The 18,529-nt window shown below is 40.2% G+C and carries 12 protein-coding genes; 3 read left to right on the forward strand and 9 right to left on the reverse strand.

Features of this window, described 5'->3' with window-relative positions:
• Nucleotides 1–64: 64 nt before the first annotated feature.
• The gene (locus Q8907_03185) at nucleotides 65–541 is read left to right on the forward strand and encodes a hypothetical protein (GenBank protein ID MDP4273265.1); all 477 of its coding nucleotides are present in this window, start codon (nucleotides 65–67) and stop codon (nucleotides 539–541) included.
• Nucleotides 542–1,263: 722 nt separating this feature from the next.
• On the opposite strand, the gene Q8907_03190 is transcribed toward Q8907_03185, so the two are convergent.
• From Q8907_03190 to Q8907_03205, 4 genes are all read right to left on the reverse strand, one after another.
• Complete coding sequence (locus tag Q8907_03190; GenBank protein MDP4273266.1) at nucleotides 1,264–2,307, reverse strand: TlpA disulfide reductase family protein; 1,044 nt, start codon at nucleotides 2,305–2,307, stop codon at nucleotides 1,264–1,266.
• A gap of 230 nt (nucleotides 2,308–2,537) precedes the next feature.
• Nucleotides 2,538–4,244, reverse strand: a complete 1,707-nt coding sequence (locus Q8907_03195; GenBank protein MDP4273267.1) for an acyl-CoA dehydrogenase family protein — start codon at nucleotides 4,242–4,244, stop codon at nucleotides 2,538–2,540.
• 74 nt (nucleotides 4,245–4,318) lie between these two features.
• A complete protein-coding gene (locus Q8907_03200) occupies nucleotides 4,319–5,338 on the reverse strand; it encodes an electron transfer flavoprotein subunit alpha/FixB family protein (protein MDP4273268.1) in 1,020 nt (339 codons plus the stop codon).
• A gap of 38 nt (nucleotides 5,339–5,376) precedes the next feature.
• Nucleotides 5,377–6,252 carry an electron transfer flavoprotein subunit beta/FixA family protein gene (locus tag Q8907_03205; protein MDP4273269.1) on the reverse strand — a complete coding sequence of 292 codons (876 nt, stop codon included), beginning with the start codon at nucleotides 6,250–6,252 and terminating at the stop codon, nucleotides 5,377–5,379.
• A 513-nt stretch (nucleotides 6,253–6,765) separates the two neighbouring features.
• On the opposite strand from Q8907_03205, the gene Q8907_03210 reads away from it, so the two are divergent.
• Nucleotides 6,766–7,548, forward strand: coding sequence for a DUF1295 domain-containing protein (locus Q8907_03210; protein MDP4273270.1), 783 nt, complete (start codon nucleotides 6,766–6,768; stop codon nucleotides 7,546–7,548).
• A 442-nt stretch (nucleotides 7,549–7,990) separates the two neighbouring features.
• Nucleotides 7,991–10,411 (forward strand): TonB-dependent receptor, encoded by a 2,421-nt coding sequence (locus Q8907_03215; GenBank protein MDP4273271.1) that lies wholly within the window; start codon nucleotides 7,991–7,993, stop codon nucleotides 10,409–10,411.
• A gap of 39 nt (nucleotides 10,412–10,450) precedes the next feature.
• Here Q8907_03215 and Q8907_03220 read toward each other — a convergent pair whose 3' ends face one another.
• The 5 genes from Q8907_03220 to kdpA are packed head-to-tail and all read right to left on the reverse strand — an operon-like array spanning nucleotide 10,451 to nucleotide 18,193.
• Nucleotides 10,451–11,140, reverse strand: a complete 690-nt coding sequence (locus Q8907_03220) for a response regulator (GenBank protein ID MDP4273272.1) — start codon at nucleotides 11,138–11,140, stop codon at nucleotides 10,451–10,453.
• Nucleotides 11,133–13,814 carry a sensor histidine kinase KdpD gene (locus Q8907_03225; GenBank protein ID MDP4273273.1) on the reverse strand — a complete coding sequence of 894 codons (2,682 nt, stop codon included), beginning with the start codon at nucleotides 13,812–13,814 and terminating at the stop codon, nucleotides 11,133–11,135. The genes Q8907_03220 and Q8907_03225 overlap by 8 nt, the downstream gene beginning before the upstream one ends.
• Complete coding sequence (gene kdpC / locus Q8907_03230; GenBank protein ID MDP4273274.1) at nucleotides 13,811–14,389, reverse strand: potassium-transporting ATPase subunit KdpC; 579 nt, start codon at nucleotides 14,387–14,389, stop codon at nucleotides 13,811–13,813. Before kdpC ends, Q8907_03225 begins: the two co-directional genes overlap by 4 nt.
• An 11-nt stretch (nucleotides 14,390–14,400) precedes the next feature.
• Nucleotides 14,401–16,497: a potassium-transporting ATPase subunit KdpB gene (gene kdpB, locus Q8907_03235; protein ID MDP4273275.1), complete on the reverse strand. Its 2,097-nt coding sequence runs from the start codon at nucleotides 16,495–16,497 to the stop codon at nucleotides 14,401–14,403.
• 10 nt (nucleotides 16,498–16,507) lie between these two features.
• Nucleotides 16,508–18,193, reverse strand: a complete 1,686-nt coding sequence (gene kdpA, locus Q8907_03240; protein ID MDP4273276.1) for a potassium-transporting ATPase subunit KdpA — start codon at nucleotides 18,191–18,193, stop codon at nucleotides 16,508–16,510.
• Nucleotides 18,194–18,529: the final 336 nt, after the last annotated feature.

The raw sequence follows: 18,529 nt of genomic DNA on the forward strand, positions 1-18,529 counted from the left end.
AGTGTTAAACTAAACCATAATGTACATATTTTGTCTAAACATAAAACAATTAAATTTCTTCATCATGAAAAAAGCCATTTTATTGTTATCATTGGGTTTGTTCATTGCCTTTTCAGCAGGGGCACAGACTCCGGTTACAACATCTACCAGTACAAGCGCTGGCAGTTCAACTCAGAAACAGTTGAAAAGGGACAGGCACAGCAGGAATCTGGAACAAAAGGAAGTCAATTCCGATAAAAAAGCATTGCGTCAGGATAGAAAAGCCAGAAATCTTGACCAGAAAGAAGTTAATACAGATAAAAAGGATTTGAGGGTTGACCGCAAGAATATCCATAAGGATAAAGTTGAGGGGGCTACTGCCGGCCAATTAAAAGCTGACAGAAAGGATATCCGGGGCGATAAAAAAGAATTGAAGCAGGATGCCAAAGACAGAAACCAGGATCAAAAGTCGGTTAATGCCCAGAGGAAAGAATTAAATAAAGACAGGATCCAAAGGAATAAGGCCCAGAAAAAAGTAAATAAAGATAAACAGGCCTTCTAATATAAAATGAGATTAAAAAACGTTTGATTTTGTTATTTTTTTCTGATCATAAAAGCCGTATGTCGCGATGATATACGGCTTTTAAATTTTAATTTATAAGCCATAACTAAATATTTCTCTGTACGGAAAAAATTTAACGTCCGTGATTTATTGGCTTTCAACCCCATACCTTACCAAATGGGATAAAACAGGCCGGTGATTCATTAAAAAGTTCCAGGACTTTACTCCATCAAGCGTTTAAAACAAATCTTTTGTGGTTAAAAGTATTTTTTGCGTCTCTGCGCCTTTGCGTGAAACACATTTCTCGCAAATGACGCCAAGTCGCCAAGATAAATGGAAAACCAAACCATTTAAAACCACTTCAAACTACTTCAAACCATTTATCTTCTATGCCAGTGTCATAATATTCATTTACGCTGAGATCCGCTGAGAAAAAACTGATTCTCACGGAGTAATATCATGAAGCAGTATCCCGTTATTATCCCTTTTTACTTCTTGCAAAACTTCAATAAAATATTATTGTTATACGGAGAACTACTGAGCTAAGAGGAGAAACGCCGGGATTCATTTACTGACCTGAACAAATTTCACCTAAATATCTATCCACCTTGTTTTCTACCTGATCAGTGTTTTATTCGCAAACATGTTTATTTCATAGAAATTAAATAAAATTGAGTGTAAAGACTTAATTAACTTTTGGTCGTATTAATTGGCTTTAGTTTTTAGCTTTTATTACTAAAGATTCTTTTTAATTCATTATCCAGGGATTTTGTATTTTCATCAGATTTACCTTCCCAATTTCCAAGTATTCTGCCGTTGACATCTATTAAGATTGTTCGGGGAATTGGTGCATAAGGATAATCAAATGTGGGTTGTTCGTTAATTGTTAGTCCGTTACGGAAAACTGTTCCAATTTGATGCCACATTCCAGTGCCATCTTGATTTATTGCGGATATCCATGATTCTTTACTTATATCCATACATGCAATTGCTATTATTTCAAGGCCTTTTGAATGATATTTTGTGTAAAGCGATTTTAAATGAGGGATACTTTGACGACAATATAAACAAGTACTTGACCAAAATTCTAACATTACTGTATTTTTCCCTTTAAACTGCGAAAGAGTAATTGAATCTCCATTCAGGTCAATAGCTTTAAAGTCTGTGGCAAATTCTCCAACTGTGGTATTTTGATGTTGTTTAATATGCCCCTGAGCCATTCTGCCCCATCTGCTTTTTTGAATACCAACATTTAAACCATTGTAAATATTTTTTAATGAATCGGGAGAAATTTTAAGAGAACATAAATAATATGGGGTAAGATAAGAATTGGGGTTTTTAGTAACGAAGTTTCGCAAAACAGAATCTTTATTATTGGTAGATTCAAGAATCTTATTCAGATTATCTAATTCTTTTTGAGAATTAGAACCAGAAAGATTAATACTCATAGATTTGTTTTGGTGAATTGTGGCTATTAATTTTCCTGGTTCTAAATAAATGGTAACACTGTTTGAGGTGCTTCCATCAATTATTGAACCTCTCGTGGGCTCTTCTACTGTTCCTTGGAAAGTAAATTCGCCATTTCTTATTTTAGCCGTATCCTCATGGTATTTTATACCAAAACCATAACTTAAAATTATTTTACCTGTATCCTGACCGATAATTTTTCCTGTGAGAAAGAAGTTGTTTGCATCTTTTCCCCTTTGGTTCTGGCATGATAGTGATATGCCAATAATTATTAGGCTTACCAAAAATAAATTTTTCATGTTTTTAAGGTTTTAGTGAATAATATTTAAGAAATATATGCTAACAAACTTACGTCTATTCTCTTTTTAGCCATATCCATTTATCACAAAGGAAATAATATAATATTATTTTATGTTAAATGTCGAAATATTATTTATAAAAAACAAATTATTTGCTGATTTATTGTTCGCGCATGGTCATAAAAAAAGCCGCTCCGGATGAAGCAGCTTTTCTATTATTTATCGGATTTTTAGTGTTTGTACAATCCCAAATCCTTTAATTCTGAACTCATGATGTAATCCAGTTTATCTTTATTTTCGGATTTGCCGGTTTTGATAAACAGCTCGGCTGAATTCTTGTATTCCGGATCGCGCATGGCATCCAAAATTAAAAGATAACCGATTACGATGTTGCCGATCATTTCGACCAAGCGGCGGGCATGGAAATCAAGGAATTCATTGTCGTTAACGGAATGGACCTTGTTCAGTGCCTGTTCATATTCGGCGGTCATATCCATCAAAATACGTTTGAGGTAATCGAATTCCGGTTTGTTGACCGTTTTTTCGTACTCATCTTTGATGTGCGAGAGGAACGCCCCCGTTGTAACGCCACGAATAGCAGCAACTACCTGTAATTGTGAAGTGCCTTCATAAATTGAAGTAATACGTGCATCACGGTATATCCTTTCAACCGGGAAATCATGCATGAATCCTGTACCTCCGTGTACCTGAATAGCGTCATAAGCCAGGCGGTTACAGCCTTCACTTGAGAAAAGCTTCAGCAACGGAGTATAGGCATCGGCCAGTTTCTGGTATTTTTTGAATTCATTACGTTCTTCTGGTTCAAGCTTGCGCTTGTTTGAGATGAAGGAGTAAGCTTTGTAAATGTCTACGAAACGGGCTGTCTCATACAAAAGGGTACGCATGGCCTGTGTTTTCACCTTCATGTTGGTGAGGATTTCGTAAACGGCAGGGAATTGAATGATAGGTTTTCCAAACTGCAAACGTTCGCTGGCGTATTTTTCAGCTTCGCGTAAAGCGGCTTCAGCAATTCCTACTGATTGTGCTCCAATACCCAGACGGGCTGAGTTCATCAGAGACATTACATATTTGATCAGTCCCATTTTACGGTCGCCCAGCAATTTTGCGGGAGCGTCTTTGAATACCAGTTCGCAGGTAGGCGAGCCTTTGATACCCATTTTGTGTTCGATACGGCGGACAGTGAAACCTCCGTCTTGACGATCATAAATAAAGAGTGAAATACCGCGGGCATCGGTAGTGCCTTCTTCGCTACGGGCCATTACCAGGGAAATGTCAGAATCACCATTGGTGATAAACCTTTTCACACCGTTAAGTACCCAGGTTTTACGTCCTTCGTCCCAGGTGGCTTTCAGCTGGATAGCCTGAAGATCGCTGCCTGCATCAGGTTCGGTAAGGTCCATGGAAGCCGTAGCTCCTTTGTTGATCCTGGGCAGGAATTCGTCTTTCAGCTCATCGCTGCCGAATTCATGAATGGTCTCAGCGCAATCCTGCAAACCCCAGATGTTGACAAAACTTGCATCGGCACGTGATACCATTTCTGCTGCCATGCAGTAAGGAACAATAGGAAAGTTCAGCCCGTCATATTTACGGGGCAAGGTCATGCCATAAAGTCCGGCCTGGACAACCTCGTCAAAATTTTCTTGGGTTCCTTTAGCGTAAACCACATGATTATTTTCTATAACGGGACCTTCTTCATCAACCGATTTCGCGTTATTGGCAATGGTGTCGCCGCTAATGCTGCCCACCAGGTCAAGTACCTTGTCATAGCTGTCGATTGCATCTTCATAATCGAGCGGACAATAATCGTACACGCATTTTTCGGCAAAATCCTCTTCCTTCAATGAAACGATCTTTTTCATTAAAGGGTGGGTAAGATGGAATTTTAAGTCTTTATTATCGGAATAAAAATTTGCCATGATTTTTCTTATTTATTTATTATTCAAGTAACTTGAAACAGCCTTTACTTCAGGTTGTCCACTGCGTCACTACATTATTTGGAATGCTTTTTATAGTACTTGATCATTTTCGGGATGACCATGTTCAAGTCGCCTATAATTGCATAGTCAGCAATTTGGTTGATGGGGGCATTCTTATCGGTGTTGATAGAAATAATCATTGCTGATTCCATCATCCCCGCACGGTGCTGAATTTGTCCGGAAATACCGCAGGCAATGTATAATTTGGGGCGTACGGTAACACCGGTCTGGCCGATCTGGCGTTCGTGTTCAATGAATCCGGCATCAACGGCAGCCCTTGAACCGCCAACTTCGCCGCCCAACACTTCTGCCAGGTCAAACAGCAATTGGAAGTTTTCTTTTGATCCAACGCCATAACCACCGGAAACGATGATGTTGGCTGATTTTACATTAACCTTGCTTTTTTCAATTTCGCGTTCTATGATTTCAAGAACGAAATCTTCAGGTTTTAAAATTTTGGAAACGTCAATCTTTTTGGATTCTCCACTGTAACGGGTATCGAGAACTTCTTTCTTCATAACCCCTTCACGTACAGTAGCCATTTGCGGGCGAGTTTCAGGGTTTACGATGGTAGCCAGGATGTTCCCACCGAAAGCCGGACGGATCTGATAAAGCAGGTTCTGATATTCCTTGCCTGTCTTGTGGTCGGTATGATCGCCAATCACAAGGCTTGTACAATCGGCTGTTAATCCGCAGCGTAATTCGGATGCGATACGGGGTGCAAGATCACGGCCATTGGAAGAGGCTCCAAATAAAACGATCTGAGGTTTCTCTTCTTTAATCAGATTGCTGAGAATTGAAGCATGGGGAAGGGTACGGTAAGGATAGAGTTCCTTGTCATCAGCAGTGTGAAGAATATCTACGCCGTATGGGAAAACCTGTTTACCTACCTCATTGAGGCTGGAGCCAATAACAACTGCTTCGAGTTTGCATTTCAGGTCATTAGCCAGACTCCGGCCCTTGGTTAAAAGTTCAAGGCTAACGTCAGCTACGATGCCTTCTTCTATTTCACAATATACTAATATGTTGTTCACGACAAAATATTTTAATATTAATAATAAACCATTTGAAATTAACCAATGGTGTGATTGGTGATGAGTTCTGCCATCAGATTTTCAATGGAGGCATCATCAGGCTGAAGGACCTGTGATTCTTTTGCAGTAAATACTACATTTTCCACTTTCTTAACTTTTGTAGGCGAGCCGGTCAGTCCGAGATAGTCTTCTCTTGTTTCGAAATCGGCTACGCTCCATTCATCCAGGTGCAGATATGTCCTGGTTTTGTGAAGTTGGATATAATCTTCGCTGGCATCCTGTAATTCGCTGGCAGTACGCGCATGTTTGTATTTCATCAGGAATTTGGCGTTACGTGCCCTGCAGGCAGGAGCAGAACTGTGAACGGTTATCAGAACCGGGAAAGTTGAGGAAACAACTTCTACACCTCTTTCCAGACGGCGTTTAACCGTTATTTTTTGATCAGTGCAATCGATTACCTCTTCGGCATAAGTAATTTGAGGCATAGCCAGTTTTTCGGCAACCTGTGGCCCGACCTGCGCGGTATCCCCATCAATAGCCTGACGGCCGCAAAGCAATATGTCAAAAGGCTGGAGCTTCCTTAATGCACAAGAAATGGTGTAAGAAGTTGCCAAGGTATCTGAACCGGCAAATTTGCGGTCGCAAAGTAAAATTCCGCCATCAGCACCGCGATACATGGCTTCCCTGATGACTTCGGCAGCTCTTCCGGGCCCCATGGTGACTAAGGTAATGGTGGTTTCCGGGTATTTGTCTTTTAAGCGTAGTGCCTGTTCTAATGCATTTAAATCTTCCGGATTGAAAATAGCAGGTAATGCAGCACGATTCACCGTTCCGTCGGCTTTCATGGCGTCTTTCCCGACATTTCGGGTGTCGGGAACCTGCTTGGCCAGAACAATGATTTTAAGTCCCTTCATGGATATCAGTTAAAATGATTGAATAAGTAATAAATTATGGAATTTTAACCGCTTGACGTTACAACCATTAATAAATCAGGCCTTTACGCAGCAATCAAAATTTTAATCCAAAAAATTAAAGGGCAAATATAAATAAAGAAGAGAAGAAAACAAGAAAAGAAATTTTTTATGGTCAATTGTTTGTGCTATTGGTCTTCTTATTTTTTCTTCAATATTAGGGTTCAGGTTGGCATGATTCTGATTCAGATAAAATTTCTATTTGAGTAAAATTCATTCCGGAATAAAACTTACCCTCTGGTTAGCTTTTCTCCTGAGAAAGATTTTTGTCCAAAAAAACAATAATTATAATACAGATTATCAAAAAAATAGTATTTTTAATCAAAGAACGGTTGTTCTGTGATACATATACGAGATGATTTTTTTTACGACTGAAATTTCAGCATTTCAGTCTAAAAATTATGCGTCTTGAAGATTGTAATGGTTTGTAGTTTTGTTAAATTAAATCATATAGTCATGACATTTATTCAAATTTATTTTCAGGCTTTATTGGTTTTTCTTTTGTTGATGTTTGCCTTATGGCTGATCAGCATTTATTTTAAAAATACCAGTATAGTCGATTTTTTCTGGGGATTGGGATTCGTGGTCATTTGTGCATTTTACTTTGTAAAGACAGTAGGCTTTGGACCCCGGAAATTTTTGTTGATGTTTTTAGTTGCTACATGGGGGATCCGCCTTTCGTCCTATCTTATCTGGAGAAGTATCCGGCAGGGCGAGGATTTACATATTCAAAATTTAAAGAAGAAAATAGAAGGAAATCGTTTGAAATGGATTTTATTTTTAAAAACCTGCATCATATATGGTATATTAATGTGGCTGATTTCTGCGCCACTTCTGGGTGCCCAGTTTTCTGATTCCGACTATTCTTTCAATATTTTAGATCTGATCGGATTTATGTTATGGATTGCAGGAATGATTTTTGAAACCGTTGCAGATATTCAGATGGCCCGGTTTAAAACTGAAAGGAAAGATAAAAACAGGCTTATGGATAGAGGTTTATGGAAATATTGCCGGCACCCGAATTATTTTGGCGATGCCATGGTTTGGTGGGGATATGGTTTTTTATGCCTGGCCGCAGGAAGTGATTTCCCGGTCCTGGGTTCTGTTTTGATGACCTTCATGATCGTCAAAGTTTCCGGAGTAGCTATGCTTGAAAAAAATTTAAAGGAAACAAAGCTGGGATATGCGGATTATATGTCTAGAACAAATGCCTTTTTCCCCTGGTTCCCCAAAAAGTAATGATAATTAATGAAGCCCCTTCTAAATTGTTGTTGCAGTAATTTGAAAATCGTAATCTTATAACTAAGTGCCTTTAAAAGAATAAATTTAACAGAAATAATACTGGCAATATATTGCTGATATTGGGAATTTTTATGTTAAGAAAAAATATTAGCTAGTTTTGATAATAAAAAATAATTTTTAATCGTTATATAAACTTAATTATAACATAAATGTTATAAATTTTTTAGTATGCAAGAGAACTATTTGCCACTTCAACATTTGAAGACAAATTGGACTTTTGCTAAAAAGAGGGGTATAGTATTATCCCATTTCCCATTTCCCATTTGATTAATAAATAATTAGCAGTCTAATAACAAACTGATTTATTTATTTTAAGAAGCCTGTCATTTATAATCCTGTTGATGATATGCATTAATTTTTAATATTTTAATTAAAATTTATGAAATCTTTTTTTATTTTATTATTGTGTTTGGTCATTTCTTTGCCCGGAATGTCGCAAAATAAGTTCATTAACTACCGGGTTAGTGGACAGGTTATAGAAAAACTAAGTGGGAAAAGTATCCCTTATGCTACGGTAACTTTAAAAAATGACAGTACCAAGGAAAAAATCATGCTGGCCAGCGATGCTTCAGGCCGTTTTACCATTCAGGCCGGAAAGGCACGCAAATATACACTGATCCTTTCTTCAGTAGGTTATACGGAAGTTCATATTCCCATAAGTATTAAAGATGAATTAACTAATCTGGGTTCTCTTGCTATGGAAGAGGGAGTGGAATTGAAGACTGTTACTATCACCGCCCAGAAACCTCTGGTCAAGGTAAATGTTGACAAGATCACATATAGTGTGGAATCTGACCCTGAATCGCAAACCAACAATACGTTGGAGATGCTTCGTAAAGTACCCCTTATAACTGTTGATGCTGAGGACAATATAACCCTGAAAGGGCAGTCGAATTTCAAAGTGCTGGTTAATGGCAAAAGTTCCTCAATGATGTCAAATAATCTGAAGGATGTACTCAAAAGCCTTCCGGCTAATACAATAAAAGACATTGAAGTTATCACCAATCCTTCCTCGAAATATGATGCAGAAGGGGTTGGGGGAATCATTAATATAATCACTGCAAAAAAAACATTTAGCGGATACAACGGAAGTGTAAGTGCTGGAATGGATTCCAGGGGAAGTCTTAACGGAAGCCTTTACCTGGCTGCAAAAATTAATAAATTCAGTTTTTCAGCCCGTTATTATGCCAATCAGTTTAAACAACCCAGTACTAAAAATACCAGCAATGGAGAATACTATAATAATACAGACTATCACTTTTTGAATTCCTCTGGCAGCAGTATTTACAAAGGCCTTTCCAACGGTTTTTCAGGGGAGGCAAGTTATGAGGTCGACTCATTGAACCTGATCAGTCTTTCTTTTTGGGGATATGATGGTTCCTACCGAAGCAATAATTTCAGTGAAACCAAATATTATAATACTGGCAGGGATATAACCCGGTGGTATCAGAATAATTACGAGAGTAAGAATTCCTATGGCTCGCTTTCCGGAAGTATAGATTATCAGAAAACCTATAAAAAACCGGATAAATCTCTTACTTTTTCCTACAAACTTGACAACAATCCCAATGCTACAAACAGTACTTCTGATATAGCTGGTTTGTCCAATTATCCCTCGTATCAACAAAGGTCTCATAATAATGCGAATGGTCGCGAACAAACCATTCAGGTCGATTACTATGATCCTTTAACCAAAATCCACCAGATAGAAGGGGGAATGAAATTTATTTTGCGGCAAAATACCAGCAATTCTGATACTTATCGCAATTCTGTAGAATTAAATAATGGCAATGATTTGGATTACGATCAATATATTCTTGGTGCTTATGCCGGTTATGTTTTTAAATTGAAAAAATTCAGCACGAAAACGGGTTTAAGGTTGGAACGTACCTGGAACGACGGGAAATCAAGGGCTAATGGTAATAATTACGATTTTACAAACAGACTTTTCAATCTGGTACCTTATATTACCATCGCCTATATGCCCAAGGAAGGGCAAACGTTAAAAGCTTCATATACTCAACGGCTTTCACGTCCCGGTATATGGTATCTGAATCCATACGTCAATAATGTTGATTCTATGAATATCAGTTATGGAAATCCTTCATTGGTGGCTGAAGTTTCACACTCCTTTGAATTGGGATATAGTATTTTTACTCCTAAGTTCAATTTTTCGGTCTCTTCCTCCGCTTTCTTTGTAAATAATTCTATAGAAAACATTTCAAAAGTACAATCAAATGGAGCTGTAGTTACTACTTATGAAAATATTGGGAAAGATCAGAACTATGGGTTAAATATTTATGGCTCTTACCGTGCGGGTGTGAAATTTAATATTTATTTCAACGGTGGCGCTAATTATAGCAAACTTGAAGCCAACAATGGTTATTCCATCAATAACGAAGGTTTTAATTACATGGGCTCTTTGGGAGGTCAGGTGACCTTGTGGAAAAACGGGACATTGAACGCTAATGGCGGTATCTATTCACCCAATATTATGCTCCAGGGAAAATCAACTTCTTTCTTTTATACTGGCATAGGCCTTTCGCAATATCTTCTGAAACGTAAGCTGATTTTAAGCCTGTCTGCAAGGGATCCATTCTGGCACGAAAAGAAGTTTACCTTTGAATCTAAAGACCAGACATTTTATGTTCAATCTAAAACCACCCGTCTGGCCCAAACCTTCCGTTTTAACATAACTTACAATTTTGGGAAAATGAACCTGGAGGTTAAGAAAGCACGCCGGGGCATTCAGAATGATGATTTGAAGAGCGGGGGAAGCAGTCAGGGAGGAAGTAATTAATAACCGGGACATGTCTGGGGAATGAGAGAACTTCCTTTCTTATTCCCCAAATCTATAACCTATTCCTGATTCGGTAATAATTAGCGAAGGACGTGAGGGATCGGTCTCGATCTTCTTGCGTACCTGCGCAATAAAAACCCTGAGATATTGGGTCTGGTCAATATAACCTTGCCCCCAGACTTCCCTCAAGATATATTGATGGGTTAATACCTTTCCTGAATTTTTTGCAAGCAGGGCAAGTAAGGCGTATTCTGTAGAGGTGAGTTTTAGGGTTGTACCGCCCTTTTTTACTGTATGACTGGAAAGGTCAACGGTTAAATTGGAAAAAGTCAATATGGGATTTTCCTTTTCTCCCTGCTGGATAAAACGGAATGCTGCCCTTATGCGCGCAAGCAATTCTCCCGTGCGGAATGGTTTGGTGAGGTAATCATTGGCCCCGCTGTCGAGGGCACGGATGATATCTTCTTCGGAATTTCTGACGGAAAGAACAATAATCGGCCCGTTAAACCACTCCCTTAATTTTTTTAAGACACTCTGACCATCTTCGTCCGGCAATCCCAAATCGAGAATGATCAGGGCCGGATTGTTGGTGGCTGCGGCCATTAATCCTTCCTTTGCGTTGGTTGCTTCGCAAACTTTATATTCATTTACATTTAAAGTGATTTCCAGCAACCGACGGATTTGAACCTCGTCATCAATGATCAATATTAGATTCTCATTACTACTCATTCGTTTTGTTTAAATTAAATTCCGGTAAGTCAGAGGGTATTTTGACTGTGATGACGGCCCCTCCGTGTTGCCTGTTTTTGATCTGCACCGTCCCGTTGTGGGCTTCAACAAATCCTTTTACGATGGATAAGCCCAGACCTGTCCCTCCTGTTTTAGAACTTTCCAGCCTGTAAAATTTATTCAGTACAAAGGGTAGGGTTTCTGAAGGAAATCCGGTTCCCCTGTCCATTACCTGCATGACAAAATTGGGCTTATCGTAATACATTTTAATGCGAATGGTCGATTTCTCCGGTGCGTGTTGGGTTGAATTGAATACCAGGTTGTGCAAAACCTGCTCAATCAACCCAAAATCAAATTTCACCAAAGGCATATCCTCGGGAATGACTATTTCTGCTGTAAAATTCTGAAGTTCGTTTTTTAAATTTTCGGTTACGGTATATGCTAAATCGTGGACATCGTACCAGTCAAGGCGAGGTGTGATCCTTCCTGATTCAAGCCTTGACATATTAAGGAGATTCTCAATCAATCTGTTTAAACGCCGGGATGCAGTATAGATTTCCGAACACAAACTGGACGAAGTTTTTTTATCAAACTCTGTGGACAGGAGGGAATCTGAAGCGCCCATGATGGTGGCAATGGGAATCCTCAATTCATGTGAAATAGAATTGAACAAGGTTTTGTAAAGCTTGTCGGATTCATTGAGAATAGAAGCCCTAAGGGCCATCTCGTTGAGAAACTCCCGTTCAAGTGCGTTGATTATTTGGGTTTTGAAATTATCCCAGAATAATTCTTCATCGTGGGTGAAGGCTTTTTCATGTTTGATGGCTGCAACTCCCAGGCGAAGCCTTGCCCCGTTAAGCGGGTAAAAAGTCAGATCGGTAGAAGGAAGAGTATCAGTGAATTTCCCGGCGACATCCGAATGTTGGAATGCCCAGGCAGCAATACTTAATTCGGAACCCGACAGGTGGAAATGAGAAGTTTCCCTGTAATCCTGACTTAATTCATTATTACCGTTTTGCAGGATGAAGGTACAGTTAAAATGGAAATGCTTTTCTATGGCATTATCTGAAATTTTTAATATTTCTTGAACGCCGGAGGCCAAGGAAAGTTTTTTAGTCAATTGAAATAGAGCATTAGTACGTTCTTCCCTATCCCTGGTTAATCTTTCCTGCCTTCGGACGCGAGAAGTTAAAACTCCATTTAGTAAAGCAATAGTGAAGTACATCAACAGGATCATTACATCTTCCGGCTTTCCAATATGCAGGGTAAATGAAGGAGGAATAAAGAAAAAATCCCACAAAAGGGCACTTAGTGTTGCTGCAAGCAAAATGGGACCAATTCCGTAAAAAATGGCCAGAATAGAAACCGTAAAAAGCAAGGCGAATGCAACAATCTGATAGCCAATCAGATTGTGAAGCGGATAAAAGCAGAGCGCTGTCAAAATGATGACCATAGCAGCAGCTACATAATGCGAAAAACCGGAACTAAAGGCCGGCAGCGATATGTATTTTTTATATTTATTATCCGATAATAAATCAGAACCTACGACATATACATCTATATTTCCGCTATGCCGGATGATCCTGTTGACGAAATTTCCGACCCTGAATAATTGGAGAAAGGTTCTTTTCCGGCTTTTACCTATAATAATATGAGTGATGTTTTCTTTTTGAGCAATATTTAAAATTGCCTTGACAATGTCATCTCCGGAAGTGGAAATGTATTCTGCGCCCAACTGCTTGGCCAGGTTTATGTTTTTGGTCAGTTGCAGTTGCTGGGTTTCTGAAAGCTTGCGGGAGCTTTCAACATGAACGGCAAGTAATGTGGCGCCCATAGTATAGGAAAGGTTTTTTGCCCATCTTAAAAGTTTGGCAGAATATGGACTGGGGCCAATCACTGCCATCAGATGCAAACCTGATTTCCAGGGACCGGGTATCCGTTTTTGCTGCATATATTGATGCAGCTGCTTATCCACCCTGTCGGCCATAATTCGCAAAGCCATCTCACGGAGTGCAGTGATATTCCCTTTCCGGAAAAAATTTTGGATAGCTTCACGGGAACGTTCCGGCGTGTAAATTTTACCTTCGGAGAACCGTTGAAGCAATTCGTCGGGTGTAATATCAACCAGTTCAAGAAAATCGGCTTTTTCGAAAATATCATCGGGCAGGGTTTCTCTGACGGGCACACCGGTTATTTGGGTCACTGTCTCCGAGCGGCTTTCGAGATGTTGAACATTGACAGTCGTATAGACATCGATCCCGTTGTCGAGTATATCCAGTACATCCTGGAACCTTTTGGTATGGCGGCTTCCTGGTGCATTGCTGTGAGCCAGTTCATCGATAATAGCAATTTTGGGCTTGCGTTGAATTACTGCATCAATGTCCAGTTCCTGAAGCGTAGTATTTTTATATGAATAAGTTTTTCGGGGAATTATTTCCAGGCCTTCAAGAAGTTTCCCGGTATCCTCTCGATTATGTGTTTCAACAAAGGCAATGACCAGATCCACTCCTTTGGCTTTTTCATTTTGGGCAGCCTGTAGCATGGCATAAGTTTTTCCTACGCCGGCACACATGCCAAAAAATATTTTCAGCTTTCCCTTTTTGCTTTTCTCTTCTTCAAGTTTTAGTGCAGAAAGCAATTCATCGGGATTGGGTCTGTTTTGTTCGACTGTCATTGTCTTATATTATCGAGTTCTAAATTTAATCGAAAAACATTGATTTTTTCTTCTCCGAACATAAAAAACTGTGGCTTTTCAGTTATTTTGTGGATTATGCTGATGAGTTGATGGCACTGAGCTTCATTGAAGTTCCTTGCTTTTTCAATTCTGTTGACTTGTAATATGGCAGCTTCGGGTGAAATGTCAGGATCAAGTCCGCTGCCGGAGGCAAACAACATTTCAGAAGGAATTCGGATACTGTCCTTGATTCCGTTTTCTTTGATAAACGAAGCTCTCCGCTTTTCAACCTGAACTTTAAGCTTTTTGCTGGTAGGTCCCAGATTCGAACCAGCTGATTGCAAAGGGTTATAATCACATGACGAAGGCCTGGGCCAGAAATAACGGCTAGTGTTAAAGTTCTGTCCAATTAACTGGGAACCGATAATTTTTCCGTTTTTTGTAATCAGACTTCCATTGGCCTTATCCTTAAAGGCTGTTTGGGCAATGACTGTAACGAAAACAGGGTAAACAATTCCGGTGATAATAGTTATGACCATCAGGAATTTTATTGCTATGAAAAATTGTTTTTTCATTTTTTCATTATTTAAACAGCATGTATTAAAACGAGAAACAGGTCAATCAATTTGATACCGATAAACGGCACGATTAATCCGCCAGCGCCGTAAATTAGTATATTCCGGCTTAGCAGGGAGTTTGCATTTAAAGGCCGGTATTTTACTCCTTTTAAGGCCATGGGAACAAGCAGGATAATAATCAGGGCATTGAAAATGACGGCGCTTAAAATGGCGCTTTGAGGAGTTGACAGTTTCATGATATTCAGGGCAGAGAGCGGCCCCTGATGGCTTGCTGTGGCATACAGAGTTGCAGCAATTGCTGGGATGATGGCAAAATACTTGGAAACATCATTGGCTACGCTGAAAGTAGTCAGCGCTCCGCGGGTGATGAGCAGTTGCTTTCCCGTTTCAACAACCTCAATCAGTTTGGTGGGGTTGCTGTCGAGATCAACCATATTACCGGCTTCCCGGGCTGCCTGTGTTCCTGAATTCATAGCAATCCCGACATCTGCCTGGGCCAAGGCAGGGGCATCGTTTGTGCCGTCCCCGATCATTCCGACCAGATGTCCGTTGGCTTGTTCCTGCCTGATCCTGTAAAGTTTATCTTCGGGTTTTGCTTCAGCCAGAAAATCGTCCACACCGGCTTCTGCTGCAATGGCCGCGGCAGTCAGCGGATTATCCCCGGTGATCATAACGGTGCGGATTCCCATCTTCCGGAGTTGGGCAAACCGTTGTTTGATGCCGCCTTTTACAATATCCTTTAAATGAATGACACCAAGTACCCGGTTGTTCTCTGCAACGACCAATGGCGTTGCTCCCTGTTTGGCCAGATTATTCACGGTTTCCTCCACATTTTTCGGAAAATAACCGTCATTATTTTCAATGAATTTTCTGATGGTATCCGAAGCTCCTTTCCGGATATGCCTGACGGAACCGTCGGGTAAATTAATGTCGATTCCGCTCATCCGGGTTTGGGCCGTGAAGGGAACAAAAACCGTATCTTTCTGCGGGATATTCCTACCCCTGAGGTTGAATAATTTTTTTGCAAGTACAACAATGGAACGGCCTTCAGGAGTTTCATCGGCCAGGGATGATAATTGGGCTGCATCGGCCAGCTCTTCATTGGAAATACCTTCAGCAGGGATAAACTCTGAAGCCATACGGTTTCCCAGAGTGATGGTACCGGTTTTGTCCAGCAACAGAACATCGACATCGCCGGCGGCTTCTATGGCTTTGCCGCTGGTGGCAATTACATTTTTCTGCAGAAGCCTGTCCATGCCGCTTATGCCGATTGCATTGAGCAATCCACCTATTGTCGTAGGTATCAGGCAGACCAGCAATGATATCAAAACGGGCAGCTTCAGGTTAAGAGAAGGATTCATTTTGGAGGCGATGAGGCTGTATCCGAAAAATGCCGGCAGGGATGCTACAGCCAACAGGAAAATGATGGTAAGCCCGGATAATAAAATGGTCAGTGCAATTTCATTGGGCGTTTTCTGACGTTTGGCTCCCTCAACCAGCGCAATCATCCTGTCCAGAAAAGTATTTCCCTGTTCAGAAACAATCCTGACTAAAATCCTGTCACTGATTACCTTTGTACCTCCGGTTACGGCATTCCGGTCGCCGCCGCTTTCGCGAATTACCGGAGCCGATTCTCCGGTAATGGCTGATTCATCAACACTGGCAATTCCTTCTATGACTTCGCCGTCGGCAGGAATAATATCCCCGCTTTCACAAACCACAATGTCGCCTTTTCTTAGTTCTGTGGCCATGATGATTTCTTCCTTTTTATTTAATAACCGGCGGGCTTTTGTCTGCGTGCGGCTCTTTCTGAGGCTTTCGGCCTGTGCCTTTCCCCTTCCTTCGGCAATTGCTTCCGAAAAATTGGCGAACAATACGGTGAACCATAACCAGATCGTGATCTGGAGGTTGAATGAGGAATAAGAATGGGAGAAGATTTCTCCCAGGACAATGAGTGTCGTAAGTACCGCTCCAATTCCTACAATAAATATGACCGGATTTTTGATTAAAGAAACCGGGTTTAATTTGATGAAAGAATCTTTAAGAGCCTCAATAAATATCTTTTTAGTAAACAATTTTGAATTTTGTTTCTCTGATTTGTTCATCATTCAATTATTAAAAGGTAATAGCAGAATTCATTAAAAAATGTTCAACAACAGGTCCTAACGCGAGAGCAGGGAAGAATGTCAGCCCGCCGACAATGAGGATTACTCCGATTAATAAAACAGCAAACAGCCAGTTGTCGGTTTTAAAGGTTCCAGCAGAAAGAGGTGTAATCTTTTTTGAAGCCATATTGCCTGCAATGGCCATAATGGGAATGATGACTCCAAAACGGCCGATAAGCATTCCCAAAGCAATTGTAAGGTTATAAAATACTGTATTCGCATTTAAACCGGCAAAAGCACTACCATTATTCCCGGCTGCGGAAGTGAAAGCATATAATATCTCCGACAGTCCATGCGGGCCGGCATTATTTAATCCGGATAAGCCTAAAGGTGAGGAACAAGCCCAGGCAGAGAACAATAGAATAACCACACTGGGCGCAAGTACCGCAAGAATGGCCATCTTGACTTCAAAGGCTTCAATTTTTTTGCCCAGGTATTCAGGCGTCCTTCCCACCATAAGCCCGGCAATGAATACCGTAAGTATGATGAAAACCACCATGCCATAAATTCCTGAACCTACTCCGCCAAAAATCACTTCTCCCAACATGATATTAAACATGGCCGTCATCCCCGACAAGGGCGAAAGGCTGTCGTGCATGGCATTGACCGAACCGTTGGAGGCGTCCGAGGTGACCACCGACCATAAGACACTGTTTGCTATACCGAAGCGGGTCTCTTTGCCTTCCATAGTTGACGATTCTTTAAGTACAGGGTTGGTCTGATGTTCTGAATAGAGCGAGATTGATAATCCTGAAAAAAACAGAATAAGCATGACAATAAAGATTGTCACTCCCTGGCGGACTGATCCTGCAAGTTTTCCGTAGGTGAAAGTCAGTGATGCCGGGATCAGTAATATGGCCAGCATTTCAAGAAAATTACTCAGGGGAGTAGGATTTTCAAACGGGTGGGCACTGTTGGCATTGAAGAAACCTCCCCCATTGGTGCCAAGCTGTTTGATCGCAATTTGGGATGCGGCCGGACCAAGCGGAATGATTTGTTCCTGTCCCTGTAAGGTGATTGCTTTGGCGTATGGCGAAAAGTTCTGTACAACTCCTTGTCCTAATAAAATGATGGAAAATAAGATTGATAATGGCAGCAGAATGTACAAGACAGAGCGTGTCATATCAACCCAGAAATTCCCAAGATTGGACGACATTTTAGAAGATAGCCCACGTATTAGTGCTACCATTATTGCCATACCGGTTGCGGCGCTTACGAAGTTCTGGACTGTCAGGCCAAGCATTTGTACCAGGTAACTTAACGTGGTTTCCCCGGCGTAGGATTGCCAGTTGGTATTGGTCATGAAACTTACTGCCGTATTCAGGGAAAGGTGCCAGGAAACATCTGGCAGATGTTGAGGATTTAACGGCAGATGTTGTTGAAAAAGCTGCAAGAGAAAAACAACTAGAAAGCCAAAAAAATTAAAGATCAGCACAGAGACCAGATAGGTCTTCCAATTCATTTCCTCGGCTACATCCACTCCTGTTATTTTGTATACCAATTTTTCGAGCCAACCAATTACGGGCTTTAAAAGATGTTTATCATTTGTATATACCTTAGTCATGTATTTCCCTAAAACAGGACTTAACAGGATTAAGGCAAGAATGTAAGTAATGATTTGAACTGTTTCTTTCATATTTTATTCATTAGAGTTTCAGATGAAAAGAATTTTCCAAAAAGTAGGTTAGCAAATAACCTATCAGGAAAACAATCATTATTCCAAGGAAAAATTTTATGATAATAAGTAACATGGTTTAAAATTTTTCAGGTTTGATAAGGGTATAAACCAAATATATAAGCAGTATTACTGCTATGATTATACCTATTGTATAATCATGATTTCCAGTCATAAGGGATATTATTACTAAAGTTTTCATTTCTTCCTTTCCTATTTTTTCGATACAAAGTTCAGGAATTAGTTATAATGAGGGTATAAAGAATAATATGAAGGGCATAAAGATTTTATAAAGAT

Source organism: Bacteroidota bacterium, from assembly GCA_030706565.1.
Taxonomy (GTDB): domain Bacteria; phylum Bacteroidota; class Bacteroidia; order Bacteroidales; family JAUZOH01; genus JAUZOH01.

Excerpts from the sequence above, each read along its gene's own strand:
- Q8907_03190 (MDP4273266.1), bottom strand. The coding sequence starts at position 2,307 with ATGAAAAATTTATTTTTGGTAAGCCTAATAATTATTGGCATATCACTA.
- Q8907_03220 (MDP4273272.1), bottom strand. The coding sequence starts at position 11,140 with ATGAGTAGTAATGAGAATCTAATATTGATCATTGATGACGAGGTTCAA.
- Q8907_03225 (MDP4273273.1), bottom strand. The coding sequence starts at position 13,814 with ATGACAGTCGAACAAAACAGACCCAATCCCGATGAATTGCTTTCTGCA.
- kdpB (MDP4273275.1), bottom strand. The coding sequence starts at position 16,497 with ATGAACAAATCAGAGAAACAAAATTCAAAATTGTTTACTAAAAAGATA.
- Q8907_03210 (MDP4273270.1), top strand. The coding sequence starts at position 6,766 with ATGACATTTATTCAAATTTATTTTCAGGCTTTATTGGTTTTTCTTTTG.
- Q8907_03215 (MDP4273271.1), top strand. The coding sequence starts at position 7,991 with ATGAAATCTTTTTTTATTTTATTATTGTGTTTGGTCATTTCTTTGCCC.
- kdpC (MDP4273274.1), bottom strand. The coding sequence starts at position 14,389 with ATGAAAAAACAATTTTTCATAGCAATAAAATTCCTGATGGTCATAACT.
- Q8907_03185 (MDP4273265.1), top strand. The coding sequence starts at position 65 with ATGAAAAAAGCCATTTTATTGTTATCATTGGGTTTGTTCATTGCCTTT.
- Q8907_03205 (MDP4273269.1), bottom strand. The coding sequence starts at position 6,252 with ATGAAGGGACTTAAAATCATTGTTCTGGCCAAGCAGGTTCCCGACACC.
- Q8907_03195 (MDP4273267.1), bottom strand. The coding sequence starts at position 4,244 with ATGGCAAATTTTTATTCCGATAATAAAGACTTAAAATTCCATCTTACC.
- kdpA (MDP4273276.1), bottom strand. The coding sequence starts at position 18,193 with ATGAAAGAAACAGTTCAAATCATTACTTACATTCTTGCCTTAATCCTG.